The organism is Chitinimonas naiadis (assembly GCF_054780835.1).
Genome location: NZ_BAAGVO010000002.1, coordinates 278662 through 299359 on the forward strand (window position 1 = coordinate 278662; position 20698 = coordinate 299359).

General features: G+C 62.0%; 17 protein-coding genes. 8 read left to right on the forward strand and 9 right to left on the reverse strand.

What is annotated here, in order from left to right; genetic code table 11:
* Positions 1 to 115: 115 nt before the first annotated feature.
* Together ACYVHK_RS03600 and ACYVHK_RS03605 are read left to right on the forward strand one after the other, a co-directional pair.
* Positions 116 to 1333, forward strand: a complete 1218-nt coding sequence (locus ACYVHK_RS03600; RefSeq protein WP_460527684.1) for a multidrug effflux MFS transporter — start codon at positions 116 to 118, stop codon at positions 1331 to 1333.
* Positions 1334 to 1426: 93 nt separating this feature from the next.
* On the forward strand, positions 1427 to 2326 hold the full coding sequence (locus tag ACYVHK_RS03605; protein WP_460527686.1) for an AraC family transcriptional regulator: 900 nt from the start codon (positions 1427 to 1429) through the stop codon (positions 2324 to 2326).
* Positions 2327 to 2334: 8 nt separating this feature from the next.
* Here ACYVHK_RS03605 and ACYVHK_RS03610 read toward each other — a convergent pair whose 3' ends face one another.
* Together ACYVHK_RS03610 and ACYVHK_RS03615 are read right to left on the reverse strand one after the other, a co-directional pair.
* On the reverse strand, positions 2335 to 2586 hold the full coding sequence (locus tag ACYVHK_RS03610; protein ID WP_460527688.1) for a PhaM family polyhydroxyalkanoate granule multifunctional regulatory protein: 252 nt from the start codon (positions 2584 to 2586) through the stop codon (positions 2335 to 2337).
* A 23-nt stretch (positions 2587 to 2609) separates the two neighbouring features.
* Complete coding sequence (locus ACYVHK_RS03615; protein WP_460527690.1) at positions 2610 to 3497, reverse strand: AraC family transcriptional regulator; 888 nt, start codon at positions 3495 to 3497, stop codon at positions 2610 to 2612.
* Positions 3498 to 3616: 119 nt separating this feature from the next.
* On the opposite strand from ACYVHK_RS03615, the gene ACYVHK_RS03620 reads away from it, so the two are divergent.
* Positions 3617 to 4627, forward strand: a complete 1011-nt coding sequence (locus tag ACYVHK_RS03620) for a phytanoyl-CoA dioxygenase family protein (RefSeq protein ID WP_460527692.1) — start codon at positions 3617 to 3619, stop codon at positions 4625 to 4627.
* Positions 4628 to 4880: 253 nt separating this feature from the next.
* Here the strand turns inward: ACYVHK_RS03620 and ACYVHK_RS03625 are convergent, their stop codons facing one another.
* Both ACYVHK_RS03625 and ACYVHK_RS03630 read right to left on the reverse strand, forming a co-directional pair.
* A complete protein-coding gene (locus tag ACYVHK_RS03625) occupies positions 4881 to 6449 on the reverse strand; it encodes a sensor domain-containing diguanylate cyclase (RefSeq protein ID WP_460527694.1) in 1569 nt (522 codons plus the stop codon).
* Between the two features lie 142 nt (positions 6450 to 6591).
* Positions 6592 to 8871: an NADP-dependent malic enzyme gene (locus ACYVHK_RS03630; RefSeq protein ID WP_460527696.1), complete on the reverse strand. Its 2280-nt coding sequence runs from the start codon at positions 8869 to 8871 to the stop codon at positions 6592 to 6594.
* A gap of 438 nt (positions 8872 to 9309) precedes the next feature.
* Between ACYVHK_RS03630 and ACYVHK_RS03635 the strand changes: the two genes are divergently transcribed.
* Positions 9310 to 10575, forward strand: a complete 1266-nt coding sequence (locus tag ACYVHK_RS03635) for a WD40/YVTN/BNR-like repeat-containing protein (RefSeq protein WP_460527698.1) — start codon at positions 9310 to 9312, stop codon at positions 10573 to 10575.
* A gap of 79 nt (positions 10576 to 10654) precedes the next feature.
* Here the strand turns inward: ACYVHK_RS03635 and ACYVHK_RS03640 are convergent, their stop codons facing one another.
* The 4 genes from ACYVHK_RS03640 to ACYVHK_RS03655 all read right to left on the reverse strand — a co-directional run bounded on the left by ACYVHK_RS03640 (position 10655) and on the right by ACYVHK_RS03655 (position 16271).
* The gene (locus tag ACYVHK_RS03640) at positions 10655 to 12718 is read right to left on the reverse strand and encodes a TonB-dependent receptor (RefSeq protein WP_460527700.1); all 2064 of its coding nucleotides are present in this window, start codon (positions 12716 to 12718) and stop codon (positions 10655 to 10657) included.
* A gap of 178 nt (positions 12719 to 12896) precedes the next feature.
* Positions 12897 to 14537, reverse strand: a complete 1641-nt coding sequence (locus ACYVHK_RS03645; RefSeq protein ID WP_460528349.1) for an electron transfer flavoprotein-ubiquinone oxidoreductase — start codon at positions 14535 to 14537, stop codon at positions 12897 to 12899.
* A 133-nt stretch (positions 14538 to 14670) separates the two neighbouring features.
* On the reverse strand, positions 14671 to 15357 hold the full coding sequence (locus ACYVHK_RS03650; RefSeq protein ID WP_460527702.1) for a Rossmann-fold NAD(P)-binding domain-containing protein: 687 nt from the start codon (positions 15355 to 15357) through the stop codon (positions 14671 to 14673).
* Positions 15354 to 16271: a LysR family transcriptional regulator gene (locus ACYVHK_RS03655; RefSeq protein WP_460527704.1), complete on the reverse strand. Its 918-nt coding sequence runs from the start codon at positions 16269 to 16271 to the stop codon at positions 15354 to 15356. Before ACYVHK_RS03655 ends, ACYVHK_RS03650 begins: the two co-directional genes overlap by 4 nt.
* Before the next feature lie 111 nt (positions 16272 to 16382).
* On the opposite strand from ACYVHK_RS03655, the gene ACYVHK_RS03660 reads away from it, so the two are divergent.
* Positions 16383 to 17033, forward strand: a complete 651-nt coding sequence (locus ACYVHK_RS03660) for a GNAT family N-acetyltransferase (protein WP_460527706.1) — start codon at positions 16383 to 16385, stop codon at positions 17031 to 17033.
* Between the two features lie 24 nt (positions 17034 to 17057).
* The gene (locus tag ACYVHK_RS03665; RefSeq protein WP_460527708.1) at positions 17058 to 18104 is read left to right on the forward strand and encodes a D-alanine--D-alanine ligase; all 1047 of its coding nucleotides are present in this window, start codon (positions 17058 to 17060) and stop codon (positions 18102 to 18104) included.
* Between the two features lie 73 nt (positions 18105 to 18177).
* Here ACYVHK_RS03665 and ACYVHK_RS03670 read toward each other — a convergent pair whose 3' ends face one another.
* Complete coding sequence (locus tag ACYVHK_RS03670) at positions 18178 to 18660, reverse strand: Lrp/AsnC family transcriptional regulator (RefSeq protein ID WP_460527710.1); 483 nt, start codon at positions 18658 to 18660, stop codon at positions 18178 to 18180.
* A gap of 143 nt (positions 18661 to 18803) precedes the next feature.
* Here ACYVHK_RS03670 and ACYVHK_RS03675 point away from each other — a divergent pair, with 143 nt between their 5' ends.
* Together ACYVHK_RS03675 and hppD are read left to right on the forward strand one after the other, a co-directional pair.
* On the forward strand, positions 18804 to 19613 hold the full coding sequence (locus ACYVHK_RS03675) for a phenylalanine 4-monooxygenase (protein ID WP_460527712.1): 810 nt from the start codon (positions 18804 to 18806) through the stop codon (positions 19611 to 19613).
* A 3-nt stretch (positions 19614 to 19616) separates the two neighbouring features.
* Positions 19617 to 20696 (forward strand): 4-hydroxyphenylpyruvate dioxygenase family protein, encoded by a 1080-nt coding sequence (gene hppD, locus ACYVHK_RS03680; RefSeq protein ID WP_460527714.1) that lies wholly within the window; start codon positions 19617 to 19619, stop codon positions 20694 to 20696.
* Positions 20697 to 20698: the final 2 nt, after the last annotated feature.

A 20698-nucleotide genomic window follows, 5' to 3' on the forward strand; every position in this document is an offset into this window, starting at 1 on the left:
GGCGTGACGGGGTTTGTCGAACCGCACCGGACAAGCGATGCAAACTGTGCCGGTTCAAGCGGGCAGGCTTGGCCTAAACTCACGGGCTTCCCTGTTCGGCGGCACCCCCCTCTACATGTCTGCTACCCACACCGAACCTTCTCGCGCCGGTTTTGTTCTCCTGCTGGCGGGTCTCGCCATGTTCGGGCCATTCTCCATCGATACCATCTTCCCCATGTTCCCGCAGATGGAACGTGCGCTGGGTATTGGCCCGGTCGAAATGCAGCAGACCATCAGCGTCTACCTGCTCGCCTATGGCCTGATGTCACTGTTGCATGGCCCCTTGTCCGATGCGCTCGGGCGGCGCGTGGTCATCCTGGCGGGTGTCGTGGTGTTTGCCTTGGCCTCGGTGGGCTGCGCTTTCTCTACCAGCCTGTGGCAGTTGCTGGTTTTTCGGGCTATTCAGGGTTTTTCGGCAGGCTCCGGGCTGATAGTCGGCCGTGCCATCATTCGTGATCGCTTCCATGGCGCCGAGGCACAGCGGGTCATGTCGCGCATCACGATGGTATTTGGCGTTGCGCCGGCCATCGCACCCATCATCGGTGGCCTGATCGGCACCCAGTTTGGCTGGGAGGCCATCTTCTGGTTTCTGGCGCTGTTCTCGGTGTTGCTGCTTGCCGCTTGCTGGCGCTGGTTGCCGGAGACCCATCCCAAGTCTGCTCGTTCACCGCTGGCACCGGTCCCCCTGTTTGGTCGCTATCTCGACATGCTGCGCAACCCGGCTTATGTCTGGCTGTGCCTGTCCGGCTCGTTCAACTTCTCGGCCTTGTTCATCTTCATTGCCTCCGCGCCGGTGTTCGTCCTGACGCACCTCAAGCTGACGGCAACGCAGTTCGGTTACTTCTTCGTGCCCACCATCCTGGGCATGATGACGGGTGCCTACCTGTCGGGCCGCCGTGCGGGCCGCCATACGCCGGCATCCAATGTCCGCCTGGCCTATACCATCATGTTGCTCGCCGGTGTCGGCAATGTGCTCTACTGCCTTGCGGCACCTGGCATCAGTTGGCCATGGGCGGTGATACCCGTCATGTTGACCGGTATTGGCATCTCGCTGGCCTTCCCGACGCTGACCCTGCTGGTGCTGGACCTGTACCCGCATGAGCGGGGTACGGCCTCGTCCATGCAGGCCTTTATCCAATTGATGTTCAGCTCGGTGGTGGCCGGCGTGGTCTCGCCCTGGCTGGCACCGACGCCTTGGATGCTGGCACTGGGGGCCTTGTCCTGCTCTGTGCTGGGCCTGTTGTCCTGGTGGATGGTCGGCCGCACGGGTCTGAAGACGGATGTAGCGCACTAGTTAATGACCCGGTTGGCCGGGAAATGCGCAATTTCGGGAGAGCTGCCCTTACTCGCTTGCAATAGTCTCTGACCGTCCTGGAACGGAAGCGCCATGCGTAGACAAACCGAACTGACCTATCGTGATCGGATCAACCGGGTGATCGTCTATATCGAGACTCACCTGGCGGAATCCATCGACGGTGAACAACTGGCGGAGGTGGCGCTGATGTCGCGTTACCACTTCCAGCGCATGTTCGTCGCGATGCAGGGTGAGTCTCCGGTCGAGTATCTGCAGCGCAGGCGGCTACATACCGCGGTGGACAAGCTGCTCGCGACTGATGCCAGCGTGACGGCGATCGCCGTGGATTGTGGTTTCGAGAGTGTGCATACGCTGGGCAAGGCTCTGCGGCGCAGTACCGGCCTCAGCGCCACGGCCTTGCGCCGGGCCATGGCCCGCGGCTTGCCCCATCCGTTCCGGACTTTCCCTCCTGTGCATTCCGATAAAGGAAAGACCATGCTGCAGCCAGAATTCCGAGATTTCCCCAATCGTCCGCTATTGATCGCGACCGAATACGGCATGATCAACAACAATGCCGGTATCGCCGCCCGCAAGGCCTTTGGACGGCTTGAGGCTGCCGTGGCGGCCAATGCGCAATGGCGTGCGCTGGTTTGCGGCAGCCTGGATTTTTGTGGTCGCGCACCGATCGGCCCGAATGATCCCGAACTACCGTTTCATGCTGCCTTGGTCCTGCGTGAACCTATCGTTCTGCCACCGGACTGCGATCTGGATTTCCATCTCTTCGAGGGTGGGCCGGCCGCCGTTTTCCTGCACCGCGGGCCTTACGACACGCTTTGGCAGACCTGGCAGGCCATCTACCGCGATTGGGTACCGTCCTGCGGCTTGCAGCTGCGCCATACGGCGGACTGGGAGGAGTATCTGAATATGCCGGGAGAGGTCGCGCCGGAAGACCTGCTGACTGAGATCTGCATTCCCCTTATGAAGTCAGCGTAAGAGGGAAGCTAGCCGCCACTGTCTGCGGATGGCTTTTCACGTGGCTTGAGTGCCGCGAGGCTGGCCTGCTGCAATTCCAGCGCCCGAATGCTCATCTGCAGCATACCGACCTGCATGCCCAGCCATTGCTCCACCGTGCGCAGCTCGGCGATCTTGCGGGCGCACTCCTCTTCGGTCATGGGGGGCATGAAAGGCTGCATCCCTTCCATGGGCTTGAAGAACTGCTGGAAGAAGGCAAAAGGGTTGTTGGCGTCGCTCATGGTGGCTCCTGTTCAAGCCCTCATTATGGCAGGCCCGCTGCCGAGCTGGGGGCTTCCGCAGAACGGTAGCGGGCTCGCAGCGCGCGCGGTGTCAGTTGGCGGCTGGCAAGGAACTGGCGATTGAAATGGGCCAGGTTCTGATAGCCCGATTCGCTGGCGATCACCCCAATGGGCTTGTCGGTAGCAATCAGCAACTGGCAGGCGTGGCCGATCCGTAACTGGGTCAGGTAGCTCAGCACGGTCTGGCCGGTATGGCGCTTGAAGAAGCGGTGAAAGGCACCGACCGACAAGGCCGCCTGCTCGGCCAATATGGCGATGGAGGGCGGATCGGTAAAGTCCCGGTGCAGGCGGTCCAGTATGCGGTTGAGCCGCTCCTTGCCCACATCCCGGCTCGCGCTGAGTTGCGTGCTGGCCAGCGCCTGGGCCGCTTCGTCGTTTGCCAACAGAAGCAACACCTGCAGCAGCGTGGGCACCCTGGCGGCGGGGTCTTGCGTTTTCAGTGCGAGCAGCAGAGCCTGGGCGAGCTGGGCCGTCGCGCCGGAGAAGGCCAGGCTACGGCCCGCTGCTTGTGCCAGCCGCCGTAGCGGTGCCAGTTCCGGCAGATCGCCGACTAGCCGCTCCAGCCACTCCTGACTGAACCAGACCACGACCGCGAGCATGGGCTGCTCGGCATCGGCCCGCTCTGTTGCCGCCCAGGTATGAGGTTGGTTGGGGCCGACCAGGACCAGGTCGCCCGGCTCGAAATCCGCCAGATGGTCACCGACATAGCGCTGTCCCCGTGCATTGAGCGTCAGGGTCAGTTCGAATTCGGGATGGTAGTGCCAGATAAATGGAATCTCCGGCAATTCCCGCCACAGCAGCGCCCAGGAGGCGCCTGGGGGGAGGGTGACATGCTCGAACTGGGGGCGCATGGCGACGATATGTCAGATTAAAAACGTCACTATCGTATCAATAAGCGGCAGCTTGCGTGTAATTGCGCGCCGGGTGGCTGGGCACAATGGCAGCACATTCCAACTACATGGAGGCTGACATGAATGACCGCTATCGCTATGGTGACCAACGCCCCGGTAATCCTACCGTGGCCTATGCTGAGCGGCCGCAGCTGCGCGACATCAAGAAGCAGTTGCCGCTACGAGTGCTGAGCGACGCGGATTTCCTGCACTGGCAGACCTACGGTTATGTGATCGTCAAGCAGGCCGTGCCGGTGGAACAAGTCAAACGGACGACCGATTTCCTGTGGGCCTTCCAGGAACTCAACCCGGAGAAGCCGGAGACCTGGGATCAGCGGGAGCTGCGTAGCCATGAAATGCAGGAGCTCAACGGCTCGGGCATGGTCGAGGCCTACCAGAACCAGACGCTCTGGGACAACCGGCAGACCCAGCGTATCTACGATGCATTCGTCGATATCTGGGACACCGAGTCGCTGTGGGTCACCATAGATCGGGCCAACCTTAACACGCCCAACCGCGGCGCGCGTCGATTCGGTGGCTTTATCCACTGGGATGCCGATACCACGCTGGACCCGCTGCCGGTCAATGTGCAAGGGGTGCTCGCCCTGTCGGATACCCGTGAAGAGTCAGGCGGGTTTCAGTGCATTCCCGAGTTGTTCGAGCATTTTGCCGAGTGGCGACGTACCGCTCCCAAGGACCGCAACCCCTGGCGACCCAATCTCGAAACCCCGGGGGAAGTACCCTGGCCCTTGCGCTTCATTCCTATGCAGGCAGGCGATTTCCTGATCTTCAACAGCCTGCTGGCCCATGGTATCCGGCCCAATACGTCGGTCGACGGCGTCCGGCTGGCCCAGTACATCAGCTTTACCCCGGCAGACGAGACCAATGTCCCGCTGCGGGATGAGCGCGTGGCCTCCTGGTACCGGCGTGAACCGGCCAAGGGCTTTGCCTTCCCTGGCGACCCGCGCGAATGGGAGCAGACCCGTTACCCCCGTGCGGACTTGAGTGCACTGGGGGAGCGTATCCTGGGCTTGCGTAACTGGAGCGACGACGCACGTATCTACGATCCGGACGTCCAGTTCAAAGCCTGATCCTTTGCTGTTGCCTCTTTTCAAACGCCCCGCCAGTGCGGGGTGTTTACCTGTGCCTGGCTGATGGCGGCGGCCGGCTTGTTTTTCGTCATCTGGGCGCTGGTGGATCAGATGCTGGTGCCCATACCGGTTACCTTGGTCTGGCTGGTCTGTACCTTGCTGTCGGCACGCTGGCTCCGGCAACGCTGGCAGAAGCTGCTTGCCGCACCGAATGCGTTTCCGGCTGGCCGCCTGAAGTGTTCCGGCCAAGGCTTCAGGTATCGTTTGCGTCCGATCGCACCACGCAGTTCCGTCCTTTGTGCTTTGCCGTATAGAGGGCGGCATCTGCCCGTCGGATCACCGTCGCCAGGTCTGCATCGGTCTCGGGCCAGTGGGCGATGCCCAGCGAGATCGTAATGGTCTCCTTACTCGCATTGGGACTCGCCATCATGGCTTGCCGAAGCCGTTCGGCCACCTGGCACGCGGCATCCTGGCTCGCCTGAGGTAGCAGCATCATGAACTCCTCGCCGCCTGGTCGGGCCAGTACGTCCCCACCACGAGATCCCTTGCGCATCAGCTCAGCCAACTGCTGCAGCACCTGGTCACCGACATCATGACCGTACTTGTCGTTGACGCGCTTGAAATGGTCGATATCGATAGCAATCACGGCGAAGGCCTGAGCGTTGGCCTGCAGGTCGGCCAACGCTGCATCCATGCCGCGACGGTTGGCCAGACCGGTCAGGGCGTCGGTCAGGGATTCCTGGTTCAGGCGGTGGATCTTGCGGTTGATCAGTGCCAGCCCAAGCAGCATGGCGCGCTTGAGCTGACTGGCTTCAAAGTACCAGGATCGCACATTGGCAATCTCGGTCGCCGTGTCGTGCTCATCCATTTGTCGCGCGCTGTGCGCCAGTTGCCAGAGTGGACGCGCAATCAATTTCGACAGCCACCAGATGAACAACAGCGACAGGCACAACAGGGGCAGGGTGTTGCGCAGGGTGATCCACATCAGGTGCTGCAGGTCGGCAAGTGTCACTTCGGTGGGCCGCTGCGCCACGATGCCCCAGCCGGTTGATTTCATATAGGCATAGCCCGCCAGCATGTCCTGCTTTTGCGTGTTGACCACGCGCTGGCTACCGGCCTCGCCGCGCATCAGCGCCTGGACGACCGTGTTGTCACTGACCTGCTCGCCTATCCTTACTGCTGTCTTGTGATAGATCAGCTTGCCACCGTGATCTACCACGTAGACGTAGGAGCCATCGCGATAGAAATGTTCACCCAGCAGCGTGTGCAGGATGTTCTTTTCATGCAGGTAGATGGAGCCGCCGACATAGCCCAGGTAGTCGCCATTGTCGGCAAAGACAGGGTGGGAAATGAAAATGATCAGCCTGCCGGTTGCCGAGCGATAGGGCGAGCTGATGAGAGGTTGGCGTGCCTTCAGCGCCGCCTGTGCACCACTGGTGCTAACGACGGTACCCACGAGGTTGAGTGTGCCGGGCGAGGTGGCCAAGACCCTGCCTTCGGTATTGATGACCGCGACGGAATTGAAGCTCTGGGTCTGCTGTCGCAACCGGTCTGCCTCGGCCAAGAGTTGCGCCGGTTTGTCGAGCAGGCCAGGAAGCAGCCGAGCGCTGTATTCCAGCTGCTGGATGGTCGCCGCCAGATAATTCTCGGTGGATTCGGACAGCTTAGCCGCATAGACCCGGTTGGCTTCCAGCGCGTTGCTGATCAGCAGGTCGCGCTGTACCCGATAGCTGGCGTAGAAGGTATTGGCCAGTGTCAGCAGCACCGAGCCAAAGGCCAGCAGGAGGATCAGGCGACGTAGGTCTATTTTCGGGGTGGACATGCGCAAGGGGGCCGGTAGGGCTGAAGGCTTAGGCGCCGGGACCACAGGGGCGAGGTCGGGCCGTGACAGGGCAGGGCAAGCGATGAAGATTCTAAGCAAAAACGCCCCGCATTGGCGGGGCGTTTTTCTGCAGGCCGGAAAATCAGGCCTGCTGGGCGGCTTCCACTGCAGCCAGGGCCGTCATGTTGACGATACGGCGTACCGAGGCAGTCGGGGTCAGGATATGCACTGGCTTGTTCACGCCGAGCAGGATAGGGCCGATGGTCACGCCGTCTGCCGCACTGACCTTCAACAGGTTGAAGGAGATATTGGCGGCGTCCAGCGTTGGCATCACCAGCACGTTCGCTTCACCCTTGAGCGTCGAATCCGGCATCACCATATTGCGGATCAGGCTGGAGAGCGCGGCATCGCCATGCATTTCGCCGTCGACTTCCAGGTCCGGCGCGCGTTCCCGGATCAGGGCCAGCGCATCGCGCATCTTGAGCGAGGTGGGCGAATCGACGGAGCCAAAGCTGGAATGGCTGAGCAGGGCGACCTTCGGCGCGATACCGAAGTTGCGCACGGCCTGAGCGGCCATCAGCGCGATTTCGGCGATCTGCTCGGCGTTCGGGTCCCGGTTCACATAGGTGTCGGTAATGAACACGTTGCCGCGTGGCAGGATCAGCGCGTTCATGGCGGCATAGGTATGCGTATCGGGCTTGCGGCCTATGGTCTGGCAGACGAAGTCGAGGTGGTCCTGATAGTGGCCATAAGTGCCGCAGATCATCGCGTCGGCTTCGCCACGGCGCATCATCAGCGCACCGATCAGCGTGGTCTTGCGGCGCACCTCGCGTTTGGCGAATTCCTGGCTCACGCCATTGCGCTTGCGCAGCTGGTAGTACTCGTTCCAGTACTCGCGGTAGCGCGGGTCATTCTCGTTGTTGACGAGTTCGAAATCGACACCCGGGCGGATACGCAGGCCGAGTTTCTCGATCCGCATGTCGATCACGCTCGGACGGCCGATCAGGATAGGTTGGGCCAGGCCCTGGTCGACGATCTCCTGTACCGCATGCAGCACGCGCTCATCCTCGCCTTCGGCGTAGACCACGCGGGTCTTGGCCTTCTTGGCGGCGGTGAACACCGGCTTCATGAACAGGTTGGACTTGTACACGAACTGCAGCAGCGATTCGTGGTAGGCGACCATGTCCTCGATCGGGCGCGTAGCGACGCCGGAATCCATGGCGGCTTGTGCCACGGCCGGGGCGATCTTCACGATCAGGCGTGGGTCGAACGGCTTCGGAATGATGTAGTCTGGACCGAAGGTCAGCGACTGGCCAGTGTAGGCGTCGGCGACCACGTCGCTTTGCTCGGCCAGCGCCAGATCAGCAATGGCGCGTACGCAAGCGAGCTTCATGTCGTCATTGATGGTGGTCGCGCCCACATCGAGTGCGCCACGGAAAATGAAGGGGAAGCACAGGACGTTGTTGACCTGGTTTGGGAAGTCCGAACGACCGGTACAGATGATGGCGTCCGGGCGGGCTTCCTTCGCCAGCGGTGGCAGGATTTCCGGTTCCGGGTTGGCCAGGGCCAGGATCAGCGGGTGGCTGGCCATGCTGCGTACCATGTCCTGGCTCACCAGCTTGGGACCGGACAGGCCGAGGAAGATATCCGCGCCGACCATCGCATCCTTGAGGGTGCGGAAATCGGTCTTCTGCGCGTAGCGCTTCTTGGATTCATCGAGACGGTCCCAGTCTTCGCGGTCGGTGTGGACCACGCCCTTGGAATCGCAGGCGATGATATTGGCTGGATTGACGCCCAGCTGGACCAGCAGATTCAGACAGGCGATGGCGGCAGCGCCGGCGCCCGAAACCACGAGGCGAACCCGGCCGATGTCCTTGTCCACCACGCGCAGGCCGTTCAGTACGGCGGCGGCGGTGATGATGGCGGTGCCGTGCTGGTCATCGTGGAAGACCGGAATCTTCATCCGTTCGCGGCACTTCTGCTCCACGTAGAAGCACTCGGGCGCCTTGATGTCTTCCAGGTTGATGCCGCCGAAGGTTGGCTCCAGCGCGCAGATGATATCGACCAGCTTGTCCGGGTCTTTCTCGTCGACTTCGATGTCGAACACGTCGATGCCGGCGAACTTCTTGAACAGGACGCCCTTGCCTTCCATCACCGGCTTGCCGGCCAGTGGGCCGATGTCGCCGAGGCCCAGCACGGCGGTGCCGTTGGAAATCACCGCGACCAGATTGCCACGGGCGGTGTACTTGAAGGCGTTCAGTGGGTCTTCAACGATGGCGTCGCAGGCAGCGGCAACACCAGGGGAATAGGCCAGGGCAAGGTCACGCTGGCTGGCCAGCGGCTTGGTCGGGGCGACCTGAATCTTGCCCGGTTTCGGAAACTGGTGATATTCGAGTGCGCTCTTGCGCAGTTCTTCATCCATCTCAAACTCCGACATCGTCTTTGGTAGGTTAGCTGACAATTATAGGCCGGCTGCGCGGCGCGGCCGAGCGGGAAATCCCGATCTCGTAACGATATGTCGCATCGCAAGCAAGCCGATATCGACAAGTGTCTGATTCATCTGAGCAATTACTCAACTGCGGTTACTACGTAGTATGCGGCGCCGAGCCTACATTCGCGGTGTTTCTCCGGGCCGGTCGTGGCTTTCGGAGCCTGTCCCGCCAATTTCATGCGGGAAACTCCCGCTGAATCGTCGACATTCGATACCATTGGCAATATCTTGCAACACTCCAATTGCTTATCATGGCGACCGTTACATTGGTCGCCGTGCCGCCTGACCAAGGCGGATCGCCCGTAGCCACAAGGCCTGGCTTAGCGCTGGTGCCGGATTCGGCTGTTTCACCTGAAAGGAATAATTGCAGTGGTCCTGAACATACTTAAGTCCTGGTGGCGTCTTGCGCTGCTGGCTTCCCTGCTGGCGCTGGGCGCCTGTGGTTCCGAATCCAAGCCAGGCGAGGCCCCCAAGAATTTCGCCGTCCAGGCCGGAGAAGGCCAGGTAACCATCACCTGGGATGATGATCCAGCCATTACCTATTGGGTATTCGGTGCCGCCGCCCCGTCGGTCACGACCGAGAACTATGCGAAATTCCCGGAAGCACGTGTTTTGTGGCCGGCCCGTTCACCGCTGGTGATCAGTGGCTTGACCAACGGCAAGACCTATTCCTTCATCATGAACTCCACCCAGAATGGCAGCGGTGCCGGCCCGGCAACCGCTTCCCTGTCGGCTGTGCCGCGCCCTGCTGGTGGTGTGTGGACCCTTGGCAGCAACGCCGGAACTGCAACCTTGAACGGCCTTGCTTACAGTGGTTACTACATGGCGGTCGGTAACGGTGGTTCGATTCAGCGCAGCACCAATGGCAAGGACTGGACCGCATTGACTTCCGGTACCACGGCCGACCTGACCACGATCTTTTTCGACAATGTCAGGTTCATGGTGCTGGGTACGGATGGCAAGCTGCTGACCAGCACTGATGCCAACACTTGGACAGCCTCGACGGTGCCTACCAACGCTACCCAGCGTATCAACCATCTGAATAGCGCCGCTGGTGCCGGTGTCTATCTGGCGGTGGGTGATGGCGGCACGATCCTGACCAGCCCACCGGATATTTCGGCCTGGACCGCACAGACCTCGGGTACTACCAAGAATCTGTATCGTGGTCTGTTTACGGCCGGCGGCTTTATTACTGTCGGCGCCGGCGGCACGATCCTGACCAGTCTTGACGCGAAGACCTGGACGGCTCAGACCAGCAATACGACCGCCGATTTGCGCGGTATCTATTACAACGGCAGCACTTTTGTCGCCGTGGGCAATAACGGCACGGTACTCTCCAGTACTAGTGGCATTACTGGTGTCCGTGTCAAACCGGGCGACGCGACGGATACCAGCGTTTATGGTCCCATGACCTGGACCGCCAATGCCTCGGGCACCACCCAGAACCTGACGGCGGTCTCTGCTGTCGGCCAGTTCGTCATCGTAGGCGACAATGGCACCTTGCTGACCGGCAAGGGCGACGGTACCTGGACCCTGGGCAGCACCGGCATGACCGGCAACCCCAAGGACATGATCACTGGTGGTGGTGTCTACGTGGCGGTGGGGACGGGTGGTAGCACGGCTCGTTCGTACTGATCATCAGGCATAGCGCCGATGCAAAAGGCCCCACACCGTGGGGCCTTTTGTTTTTCAATTCACAGGCATTGATCGGTGATCAGAATGTGCCGCGCAAGCCCACCTTCAACGCCCGGCTACCCTGTGGTGCTATGTCGCGCAGCAGCGAGCTGGCGTAGCGCACCTCCTGGTTGCCCAGATTGTCACCGCGCGCATAGGCCAGCCATTCGCTGGCGGCCAGCTTGAAGCGGTAGCTCAGGCTCAGGTCCACCGTGGTATAGCCTTCCGTCGTGCTTTCCCCCACGGGCACGCGGTTCTGCGAGGCAGCGTGCTGTACGCCCAGGTGAGCGCTCCAGGGGCCGGCGCCGTAGCCCAGGCCCAGCGCCACGCGTAGCGGGGTAATACGGGGCAGGGGCTCGCCGCTCGACCGGTTAGTGGCGCGGGTATAGTCGCCGCGCCAGTCCAGCGTCCAGTCGCCAGTGGCACTGATCCTGAGCAGCTTGGTATTACCTTCGAACTCCACGCCGTGCAGATTGGCGGGTACGCCCTGGTAGCGGTATTCCGCTATGCCACCCGCTTCGTCGGTGGAGCAGGCATCTTCTGCGCAGAACTGGCCGGTCGGCATCAGGGTGATGAAGTTGTCAAAGCGGCTGTAGTAGGTGCCGATACTGGCGTGGGTCGTCGCGCTGGCGTACCGCAAAGCCAGGTCCAGCGAGCGGGCCTTTTCCTTGCTGGCGGCGTTGTCGCCACGCTCCACAATGCCGGTCGCCACATGCTCGCCGTTGGCATACAGCTCGTAGAAGGTCGGAGCGCGCTCGGTACTGGCGGCATTCGCGGCCAGCGACCAGCCGCTGCCCAGTTTCGCCAGCAGGCCGGCGGAGAAGCTGTCGGCATTGAAACTGCGTCCGTGATCACCATCAAAGCGCGCATTGCCCTGACCATCCGGGGTATGGCGGGTGCGCTCAAGTCGTCCACCCAGGCTCAGCTTCAGGCCGCTTGCCAGTGGCGTCTCTTCCAGCACAAAGAGCGCATTACTGTCGCTGTCGGTCTGTGGCACAAAAGCTTCTTCCCCCAAGGCAGCAAAACGGGTGGCACTGCCGTGCCAACCCACCACGCCATCAAAACTACCCAGCTTGCGGTGGCGGCCATCCAGCCGTGCTTCGTAGCCCTTGTGGGTAAAGCGGGTGCCTACCTCGCCGTCCTCAATCTCCTTGTGCTCGTAGTCGGTGTCGCTGAAATCAAACTTCAAGGACTGGAACAGCCCGGGCAGGGCGCGCACCTCACCGGCAACAGCAAGGTGTTGCTGGTGCATGTCCAGGCGCACGCCAGCTTCGGCCACTGAGCCGTAGTTGGCCTGGTAGTCAGCATAGGAGAGCCCCAGGTAACCATCCGCCCAGGTCCAGCTGGTGCCTACCGCGCCGCTGACCGAGCGGCCATTGCTATTGGGCAGCCTGTCGCGGGCGGCAGCGGCTGCTTGTTCTTCCTCGCCTTCCGCCAAGGCGCGTCGCGCCGGCGTCCAGGCATAGCCAGGTATGCGCAGCTGGCCGACATCGCGGGAGGCAGCGTCGGCATGGAGGGCAAACTGGCCGTTGCCCGCATCCACCGCTACCGCTGCATTTCGCTCATGACCGGCACCACCGGCATTCAGATCCACCTGGCCGCTGATACCCTCAGTCGGGTTGCGCCGTATGCGCTGGTCCAGGGTATTGATCACACCACCAATGGCGCTGCCGCCATAGAGCAGGGCGGCCGGGCCACGCACCACCTCAATGCGCTCGGCGGCAAACGGGTCCTGCGGCACCGCGTGATCGAAGGAGAGCGCGGAGGCGTCCAGTGCCGTCACACCGTTTTGCAGTATGCGTATACGGTCGCCATCCAGCCCGCGAATGATCGGTCGGCTGGCACCAGGGCCAAACGCGCTGGCGCTCACGCCAGGCAGCCCGTCCAGGACAGCCCCCAGGCTCCCGGCCTGGCGTAGCAGCAGGGCGTCGCCGGTCAGTACGCTGCTCGGCGTGCTGATCTCGCTGCTGCGCAGTGGATTGGCAGTGACTACGATGGCTTGCAGGTCGGGAGTGTCGTCGGCGAACGCGGGCAGGGCCAGCAGGACGGCAACGCTGAGGGTACCCAGGCGTAGGCCTGGGTGGCGGGAATGGCGAGAGGACATCGGAAGGCTCCGGATAAGGAAAGACGGGCTCACCTGTTCAGGTCAGCCCAGTTTGCAGTATGTTTATTACGATATAACGTAACATATAATGTTATAACATAACCAAAATGCAGCGCGCCAGTCCAAAAAACAAAGGCCGCGATCTGCATCGCGGCCTTGGCCTTACCCGGAGGGGCTATTACATATTGGGGTAGTTCGGACCGCCGCCACCTTCAGGCACCACCCAGTTGATATTCTGGCTGGGGTCCTTGATGTCGCAGGTCTTGCAGTGCACGCAGTTCTGCGCGTTGATCTGCAGACGAGGCTGGTTTTCTTCCTGTCCGACGAACTCGTAGACGCCAGCCGGGCAGAAGCGTTGCTCGGGTCCTGCGTAGACGTTCCAGTTCAGCTTGACCGGTACGTTGGCATCCTTGAGCTTCAAGTGGCTGGGCTGGTCTTCCTCATGGTTGGTGCTCGAGATGAACACCGAGCTGAGCTTGTCGAAGCTGACCTTGCCATCCGGCTTGGGATACGAGATGGGCGTGCATTCCTCGGCCGGCTTGAGGTATTCGTGGTCGCCCTTCTTGTGACGGAAGGTCCAGGGCAGGCGGATGCCGAGCGAATGGCACCACATGTCAAAGCCACCGTAGACGGTGCCGGCCCACAGACCGAACTTGCTGAGTGCCGGCTTGACGTTGCGGACCTTGTCCAGATCATCCCAGACCCAGGACTGGCGCAACTTCTGCGGGTAGCTGACCAGCTCGTCATGACCCTGGCTGCCGGCGCTGATGGCCTCGAATGCGGCGTCGGCGGCCAGCATGCCGCTCTTCATGGCGTTGTGGCTGCCCTTGATGCGCGGGACGTTCACAAATCCGGCCGAACAGCCGATCAGGGCGCCACCGGGGAAGGTCAGCTTGGGGATGGACTGCAGGCCGCCTTCGTTGATCGCCCGTGCGCCGTAGGCAATGCGCTTGCCACCCTCGAACAGGCCACGAATGGCTGGGTGGGTCTTGAAGCGCTGGAATTCGTCGTAGGGGCTCAGGTAGGGGTTCTCGTAGTTGAGATGCACCACGAAACCGACCACGACCTGATTGTCGTCCAGGTGGTACAGGAAGGAGCCGCCACCGGTGTTGGCATCCAGCGGCCAGCCTTGCGAGTGCATGACAAGGCCGGGTTTGTGCTGCTTGGGGTCAACCTTCCACAGCTCCTTGATGCCGATGCCGAACTTCTGCGGGTCCACGCCGTCGCGCAGGTCAAACTTGGCTTGCAGTGTCTTGGCCAGGGAGCCGCGCACCCCTTCGGCGATCAAGGTGTACTTGGCATGCAGCTCCATGCCTTGCGCGTATTCCGGCTTGTGGCTGCCATCCTTGGCAATACCCATGTCGCCGGTTGCCACGCCCTTGACCGAGCCATCCGGATGGTAGAGCACTTCGGCGGCGGCAAAACCGGGGTAGATCTCCACGCCCAGCGCTTCGGCCTGGGTGGCCAGCCAGCGGCAGACGTTGCCCAGGCTGACGATATAGTTGCCGTGGTTGTTCATCAGCGGCGGCAGCAGGAAGTTCGGGATGCGATAGCTCTCGTCCGCTTCCAGGACCAGGAACTTGTCCTCGGTCACCGGTACGTTGAGCGGTGCACCGCGTTCCTTCCAGTCCGGGAACAGCTCGTTCATGGCGATAGGGTCGATCACCGCACCGGACAGGATATGGGCACCGACTTCCGAGCCCTTCTCCAGGATACAGACGCTGATGTCGGTTCCCTTTTCGGCGGCCTGTTGCTTGAGGCGAATCGCGGCGCTCAGCCCGGCGGGGCCTGCACCGACGATCACCACGTCGTATTCCATGAATTCGCGTTCCACGGGGTGTGTCCTCGCTGTTGTTATCGGCGCCGGGGTGCGCCGCGGGAAGTAAAACCGTCTAATGATGCGGGAGTAGACGGGTTTTCGTCAAAAAACCAAGCGCTTGCTCTGTTGATATTCAGGTCGGAGAGGGGGATTTCAGCAGCGTATGCAACTGCTGGGCACCATAGACCTGTATACCCTGTTCGTCCTGCGCGGCCACGCGCAGCACTGCTTCGCAAAAACGTCCCGGTGTGAAAGGGGCAACACCTTGCGGCAACATGAGGCGAAATTGCGACAAATAGCCCTGAAGCAGGCCGCGCCAGAAACCGACCGGGCCTGCCAATGGCTCATTGGCGGTGGGCAGTAGGACTGCCACACTGCGGTAAGGCAGTCTGGTCAGTCGCAAGGTCATCTCGGCGCCGGCGTAGAAGTGCCGGAAATCCGACATCTGCTCGGTCGCAGCAATCGGGCAGACCAGGAACAGTCGTTGTGCACCGGCCCTGGCGGCCGTCATGGCCACGGTCTCGGCCAGTTCCGACGCCACACTGTGTATGGCCAGATCACGTACCGAATGCAGCCTGTCGGCAAAGCTCATCACAAATACATCCTGCACTACCGGCGCCGTGGCCTGGGCCAAGGCATCCTCGGTCAGCGGATCAGGCAGCTGCCAGTACGTAAGGTGCCGCGTACTGCTGCCCTGCGGGCGATTGGTCAGCTGATGGATGCGGTCGTAGCGGCCGCAGGCCAGCAGGGCATTCAGCAAGGCTTCGCCGGTCCTGCCTGTTGCTCCGGCCAGCAAGGCCTCGGGTTTACCCGACATCATGTGGCGACCTGCAGCTCAGCCAGTGCCTGCCGCCAGCGTGTGCCCAGCTGGCGTGCTGCAGCCAGCACCGTATCGCGGCTCTCGTCCGGTCTTTTACCGGCCCGGTAGGCCATCATGACCTCCCAGTCCCATCGCGGCAGGTCGGTAATCTCCAGGATACGCAAGCGACCTGACTGCAGTTCGCGCAGGGCGGCGATCGCCGGCATGAACACGATAAAGCCGTGTTCCAGTGCCAGCTCGCAAGCGGTCGTCGCCGGCTGGTTGGTATGCAGGGGCAGGGGAGCGCGACGGTGCTGGCGCAAGAGCTGCACCAGCGACTCCGCATCCGGTCCCCACCATTGTGGCGATATCCGCGCGTCGGCGATGGCTGCCAGCGGCAGTGGTCCGGCGTCGGCCAGCGGATGATCCGCCGCCACCATGGCGAAGATGGGCGACTGCGCGAGCATCTCGAGCTGGATGCCGGTAATGGTGGGACGGTTGAGGACGAAGGCCACCTTGAGGCGGCCGCTCAGTACCCGCTCCATCAATTCGGGGGAGTGATCGGTATGGCAAAAGAGTTCAATGGCGGATTCCGCCAGCGCGGCCACCAGCGGGCTGAACACGAGCGAGGCCAGCGAGGGCGGACAGCCAACCCGCGCCTCCGGCAGGGCGGGTGCACCCTGGATGGCCAGCCGGCCGCTATTGAGCTCTCCCAGCGCGCGCCGCACGGACTCGAGATAGCGGTTGCAGGCGGCGGTTGCCACCGCGCCGCGCCGATGCCGCATGAACAACTGCGTACCAAGCCCGGCCTCCAGCTGTGCAATGCGCTGGCTGACCTGCGGCTGTGACCAGCCCCGGGCGGCCGCCGCCTGGCTGAAGCTGCCACGCTCTGCCACGTCCAGCAGCAGTTCCAGATCACTGATCATCAGAGACATAAGCCGTACTTATAAAAACTATAAGGAGATATCGTATTCCTCTTAGTGCTGTTGCGCTACAGAATGGCGTCATTGCTGATTGGGCAGTAACTCGCTGCCACGGAGACCACGATGCGCCGTATCGATATCCCGACCGAACTGACGACCGACCGCCTGCTCCTGCGCGCGCCGACCGAGGCCGATATCGATGCCGTATACGAGATCTTCGGCGATCCCGAGACCAATCGTCACAACCCCGCAGGCCCGCTGCGCGACCGCGATGCCGCTGCCGATCTGGTCTGGCGCTGGCATATTCACTGGGCCCAGCATGGCTTCGGACTCTGGATCGTGGCGCTGCGTGATGCCCCCGAGCAGGTCATCGGTGTTGGTGGGCTGTCCTGGCGCGACTACGGTGGCGAGCAGCGACTCAATCTGGGCTACCGCCTGCGGCCCTCGGCCTGGGGCTTGGGCCTCGCGACCGAACTTGGCCGTTTTGCCCTGCAAGTGGCGCGTGAGCGACTGGGTGCCAGCGAGGTCCATGCCCTGGTACGCCCCGACAATCTTTCTTCCCGCCGGGTGCTCGATAAGCTCGGTATGCGTGCCCACGGTCAGTTGCGTGATTTCCCCTGGTTGCCCGCCAGCGAGGTCTACCGCCATACGCTGGAAGACTGCCTGGCGAAATCGACCGAGCTGGAGCTTGCCGCAGCCCGCACCGGTAACGCCTACCAGCATGCCACTCGTCCAAGTCGTGCCGGCATGGTGCGTCGCAGCCCGGTTCTTTGAACATCCACAAGGCGAACCGGTTCGATGAGCGTAGCGAAAATGAAGATCGCGGTGCTGATGGGTGGCACCAGCGAAGAGCGGGACGTGTCGATCGCCAGCGGGGGTCAGGTTGTCGCCGCCTTGCGCAGCCGAGGCCATGAAGTCCTGACGGTGGAAACCTCGCAAGGCCTTCTGACCGGCGAGCGGGAGGCCCAGCTGCTGTCCGGCAAGGTGGCGGTGTTGCCGCCGGATGCCGACAGTCTTGCGCTGATGCGGCAGCAAGGTGGTGCGCTGTTCCGGGCAGCGGACCTGGCCGATGTGGATCTGGTCTTCCTGGCGCTGCATGGCGGCACCGGAGAGGACGGCACCCTGCAGGCCATGCTGAATCTTGCCGGCGTGGCGTATACCGGTAGCGGCCAGCTTGGCAGTGCGATCGCCATGGACAAGGACATGGCCAAGCGGCTATTTGTCGCGGCCGATATTCCGACGCCGAGCTGGATGATGGCACCGGCCGGTTCCGCCGCCGTTGCCAGCGGCTTGGGTTTTCCACTGATCGTCAAACCCAACAGCCAGGGATCGACGGTCGGGCTGTCCATCGTACGCCAGCCGGCCGAGCTAGAGCCGGCGATCCGGCTTGCCGGCCAGTACGGTGGTGAGGTCATGCTGGAACGCTACATCGCCGGCCGCGAGCTGACGGTCGGCGTGCTGGACGGCAAGGCGCTCGCGGTGGGGGAAATCCTGCTCGGCACGCAGCCGGTATTCGACTACCGGACCAAGTATCAGGCCGGTGCAGTACGCGAGGTCTTCCCGGCCGATGTCCCGCCCACCATCGAACAGGAAGCCCAGCGCCTGGCGGTGCTGGCCCATCACGTACTGAAACTGGATGGCTACAGCCGCGCCGACTTCCGGCTGGATGCGGATGGACAATTGTGGTGCCTGGAGGTCAACACGCTGCCCGGCATGACGGCAACCAGCCTGCTGCCACAGTCGGCCGCCGCCGTGGGCATCGACTTCCCCGCCCTGTGCGAGTGCATTTGCCAACTGGCACTGGCGCGACACGCCCAGGCGACCCGTACCGCGCTACCGCGCTGACTGACCGCTACCGATTTCCGATCGGTCGCAGGCACCAATCTTTGTGCCGGGCAGATGCCGTCCCGGTTCCCGTCTATCCTCCACGTCGGTTCAGATGCTCTAGCGGCAGGGCCGTCGTCTGCTTGATTGCCTGCAGTACGAAGCTAGACTTCACATCTACCACGCCGGGATGCTGCAGCAAGGTATCCATCACGAAGCGTGAGAAATGGCTCAAGTCCTCGAATACCACGCGCAGCAGGTAGTCCATCTCCCCCGCCATCGCGTGGCAGGCCACGACTTCCGGCCAGGTTTGCACTGCCTGGGCAAAGGCGGCGAATTGCCGTTCCCGCTTGTCCAGCATGACCCGAACGAAGGCCTCCAGACCCAGTCCAACCTTGGATGGATCGAGTAGGGCGACGTAGCGGGCCACCACACCTTCCTGCTCCAGCCGCTTGAGCCGGCGCAGGGTAGGGGAGGGGGACAGGTTGATGGCGTCGGCCAGCTCCAGGTTGCTGAGCCGGCCATTTTCCTGCAGGGCCGCCAGGATTTTCAGGTCGATCTTGTCGAGTTCGATCATTTCTGTGCTCTAGATGCGGTGGTTTTAGCATTTTATGCCAATGCTGCGCTGCTTTGCGCGACATAAAGCAAGCACATTGCGCATGGGCTTCCGTATCCTTCCGCCATCAAACGAACCTGGCAAAACGGGTCTGGAGCTACATCATGGATACAGTGCTCACTCCGCGCGGCATGCACGATTGCATCCCCGACTATCGGGACATCCACATCGTGGAAGTACCGAGCTATACCGACATCGAGCACGACACCTGGGCGCAGCTGTACGCCAATCAGCACAAGGTGCTGCCAGGCCGGGCTTGCGATGAGTTCCTGGCCGGGCTCGAGACCGTGGGCTTTCCTTCCAAGCGGATTCCGACGCTCGCCGAGATCAGCGACCATATCGAGCAGCACAGTGGCTGGACCCTGACCCGGGTCGATGGCCTGGTGCCGAACTACGAGTTCTTCAAGCTCCTGAGCCAGCGCATCTTCCCGTCGACCGACTTCATCCGTCGGCCGGACGAGATCGAATACACCCCCAGTCCGGACATGTTCCATGACCTGCTGGGCCATGCGCCCCTGCTGGTCAATCCGCGCTTCTGCACCTTCTTCGAGGAATTCGGCAAGGCCGGCGTTGCCGCCTTCGAGAACCCGCAGGTCGATCCGGCTGCCCGCGACTGGCTGCCGCGCATCTACTGGTACACGGTCGAATACGGCCTGATCCACAACCCGGCCGGCCTGCGCATCTACGGCGCCGGCATCCTGTCCTCGCCCAAGGAAGTGCTCTACAGCCTGTCCGATGGCCCCAAGAAACTCGCGTTCGACCTGGATGTGATTGCCAACAAGACCTACGACATCTGGCACATGCAGGAAGAACTCTTCGTGATCGACAGCTTCGATCAACTTGAAAACAGCTTTTATGCCTGGGCGTATAGCCATGGCTTGCTTGCAAATCGCCGTACGGCCAACCGGAGATAAACAATGATTGATCCTATCAACCCCATGGGCACCGACGGCTTCGAGTTCGTCGAGTTCACCGGTCCCGATACCAAGGCCCTGGGCGAATTGTTCGAGCTGATGGGCTTCACCGCCATCGCCCGTCACCGTTCCAAGGATTGCATCCTGTACCGTCAGGGCGATATCAACCTGATCGTCAACGCCCAACCGCACAGCTTTGCTTCGCGCTTTGCCTCGCAGCATGGCGAGTCCGCCTGTGCCATGGCCTTCCGCGTCAAGGACGCCGCCAAGGCCTATGAGCGCGCACTGCAACTGGGTGCCTGGGGTGTGGAAAGCCGCCCGAACGCCATGGAACTGAATATTCCGGCGATCAAGGGTATTGGCGATTCGCTGCTGTATCTCGTCGACCGTTACGAAGGCAACAGCAAGGCCTCGATCTATGACATGGACTTCATCCCCATCGAAGGGGCGGATCCGGCCAAGAACGACTGTGGCCTGAAAGTCATCGACCATCTGACCCACAACGTGCATCGCGGCGCCATGGACAAGTGGGCCTCGTTCTACGAGACCCTGTTCAACTTCCGCGAGATTCGCTACTTCGATATCGAAGGCAAGCTGACCGGCCTCAAGAGCCGCGCACTGACCAGCCCCTGCGCCAAGATCCGCATCCCGATCAACGAGTCGTCCGACGACAAGAGCCAGATCGAGGAATACCTGCGCGAGTACAAGGGCGAGGGCATCCAGCACATCGCGCTGACCACCGAGAACATCTACGAAACCATCGAGAAGCTCAAGGCGCGCGGCGTGAACTTCCTGACCACGCCGGATACCTACTACGAACTGCTGGACAAGCGCCTGCCAGGTCATGGCGAGGATATCGAGCGTCTGAAGGCCAACAAGATCCTGCTCGACGGTGCCCCTGGCGGCGGCCTGCTGCTGCAGATCTTCACCGAGACCTGCATCGGCCCGATCTTCTTCGAAATCATCCAGCGCAAGGGTGACGAAGGCTTTGGCGAGGGTAACTTCCGCGCCCTGTTCGAATCGATCGAGCTGGATCAGGTCCGTCGTGGCGTGATCCAGGCCGACGAAAAAGTTTCGGCTTAAGA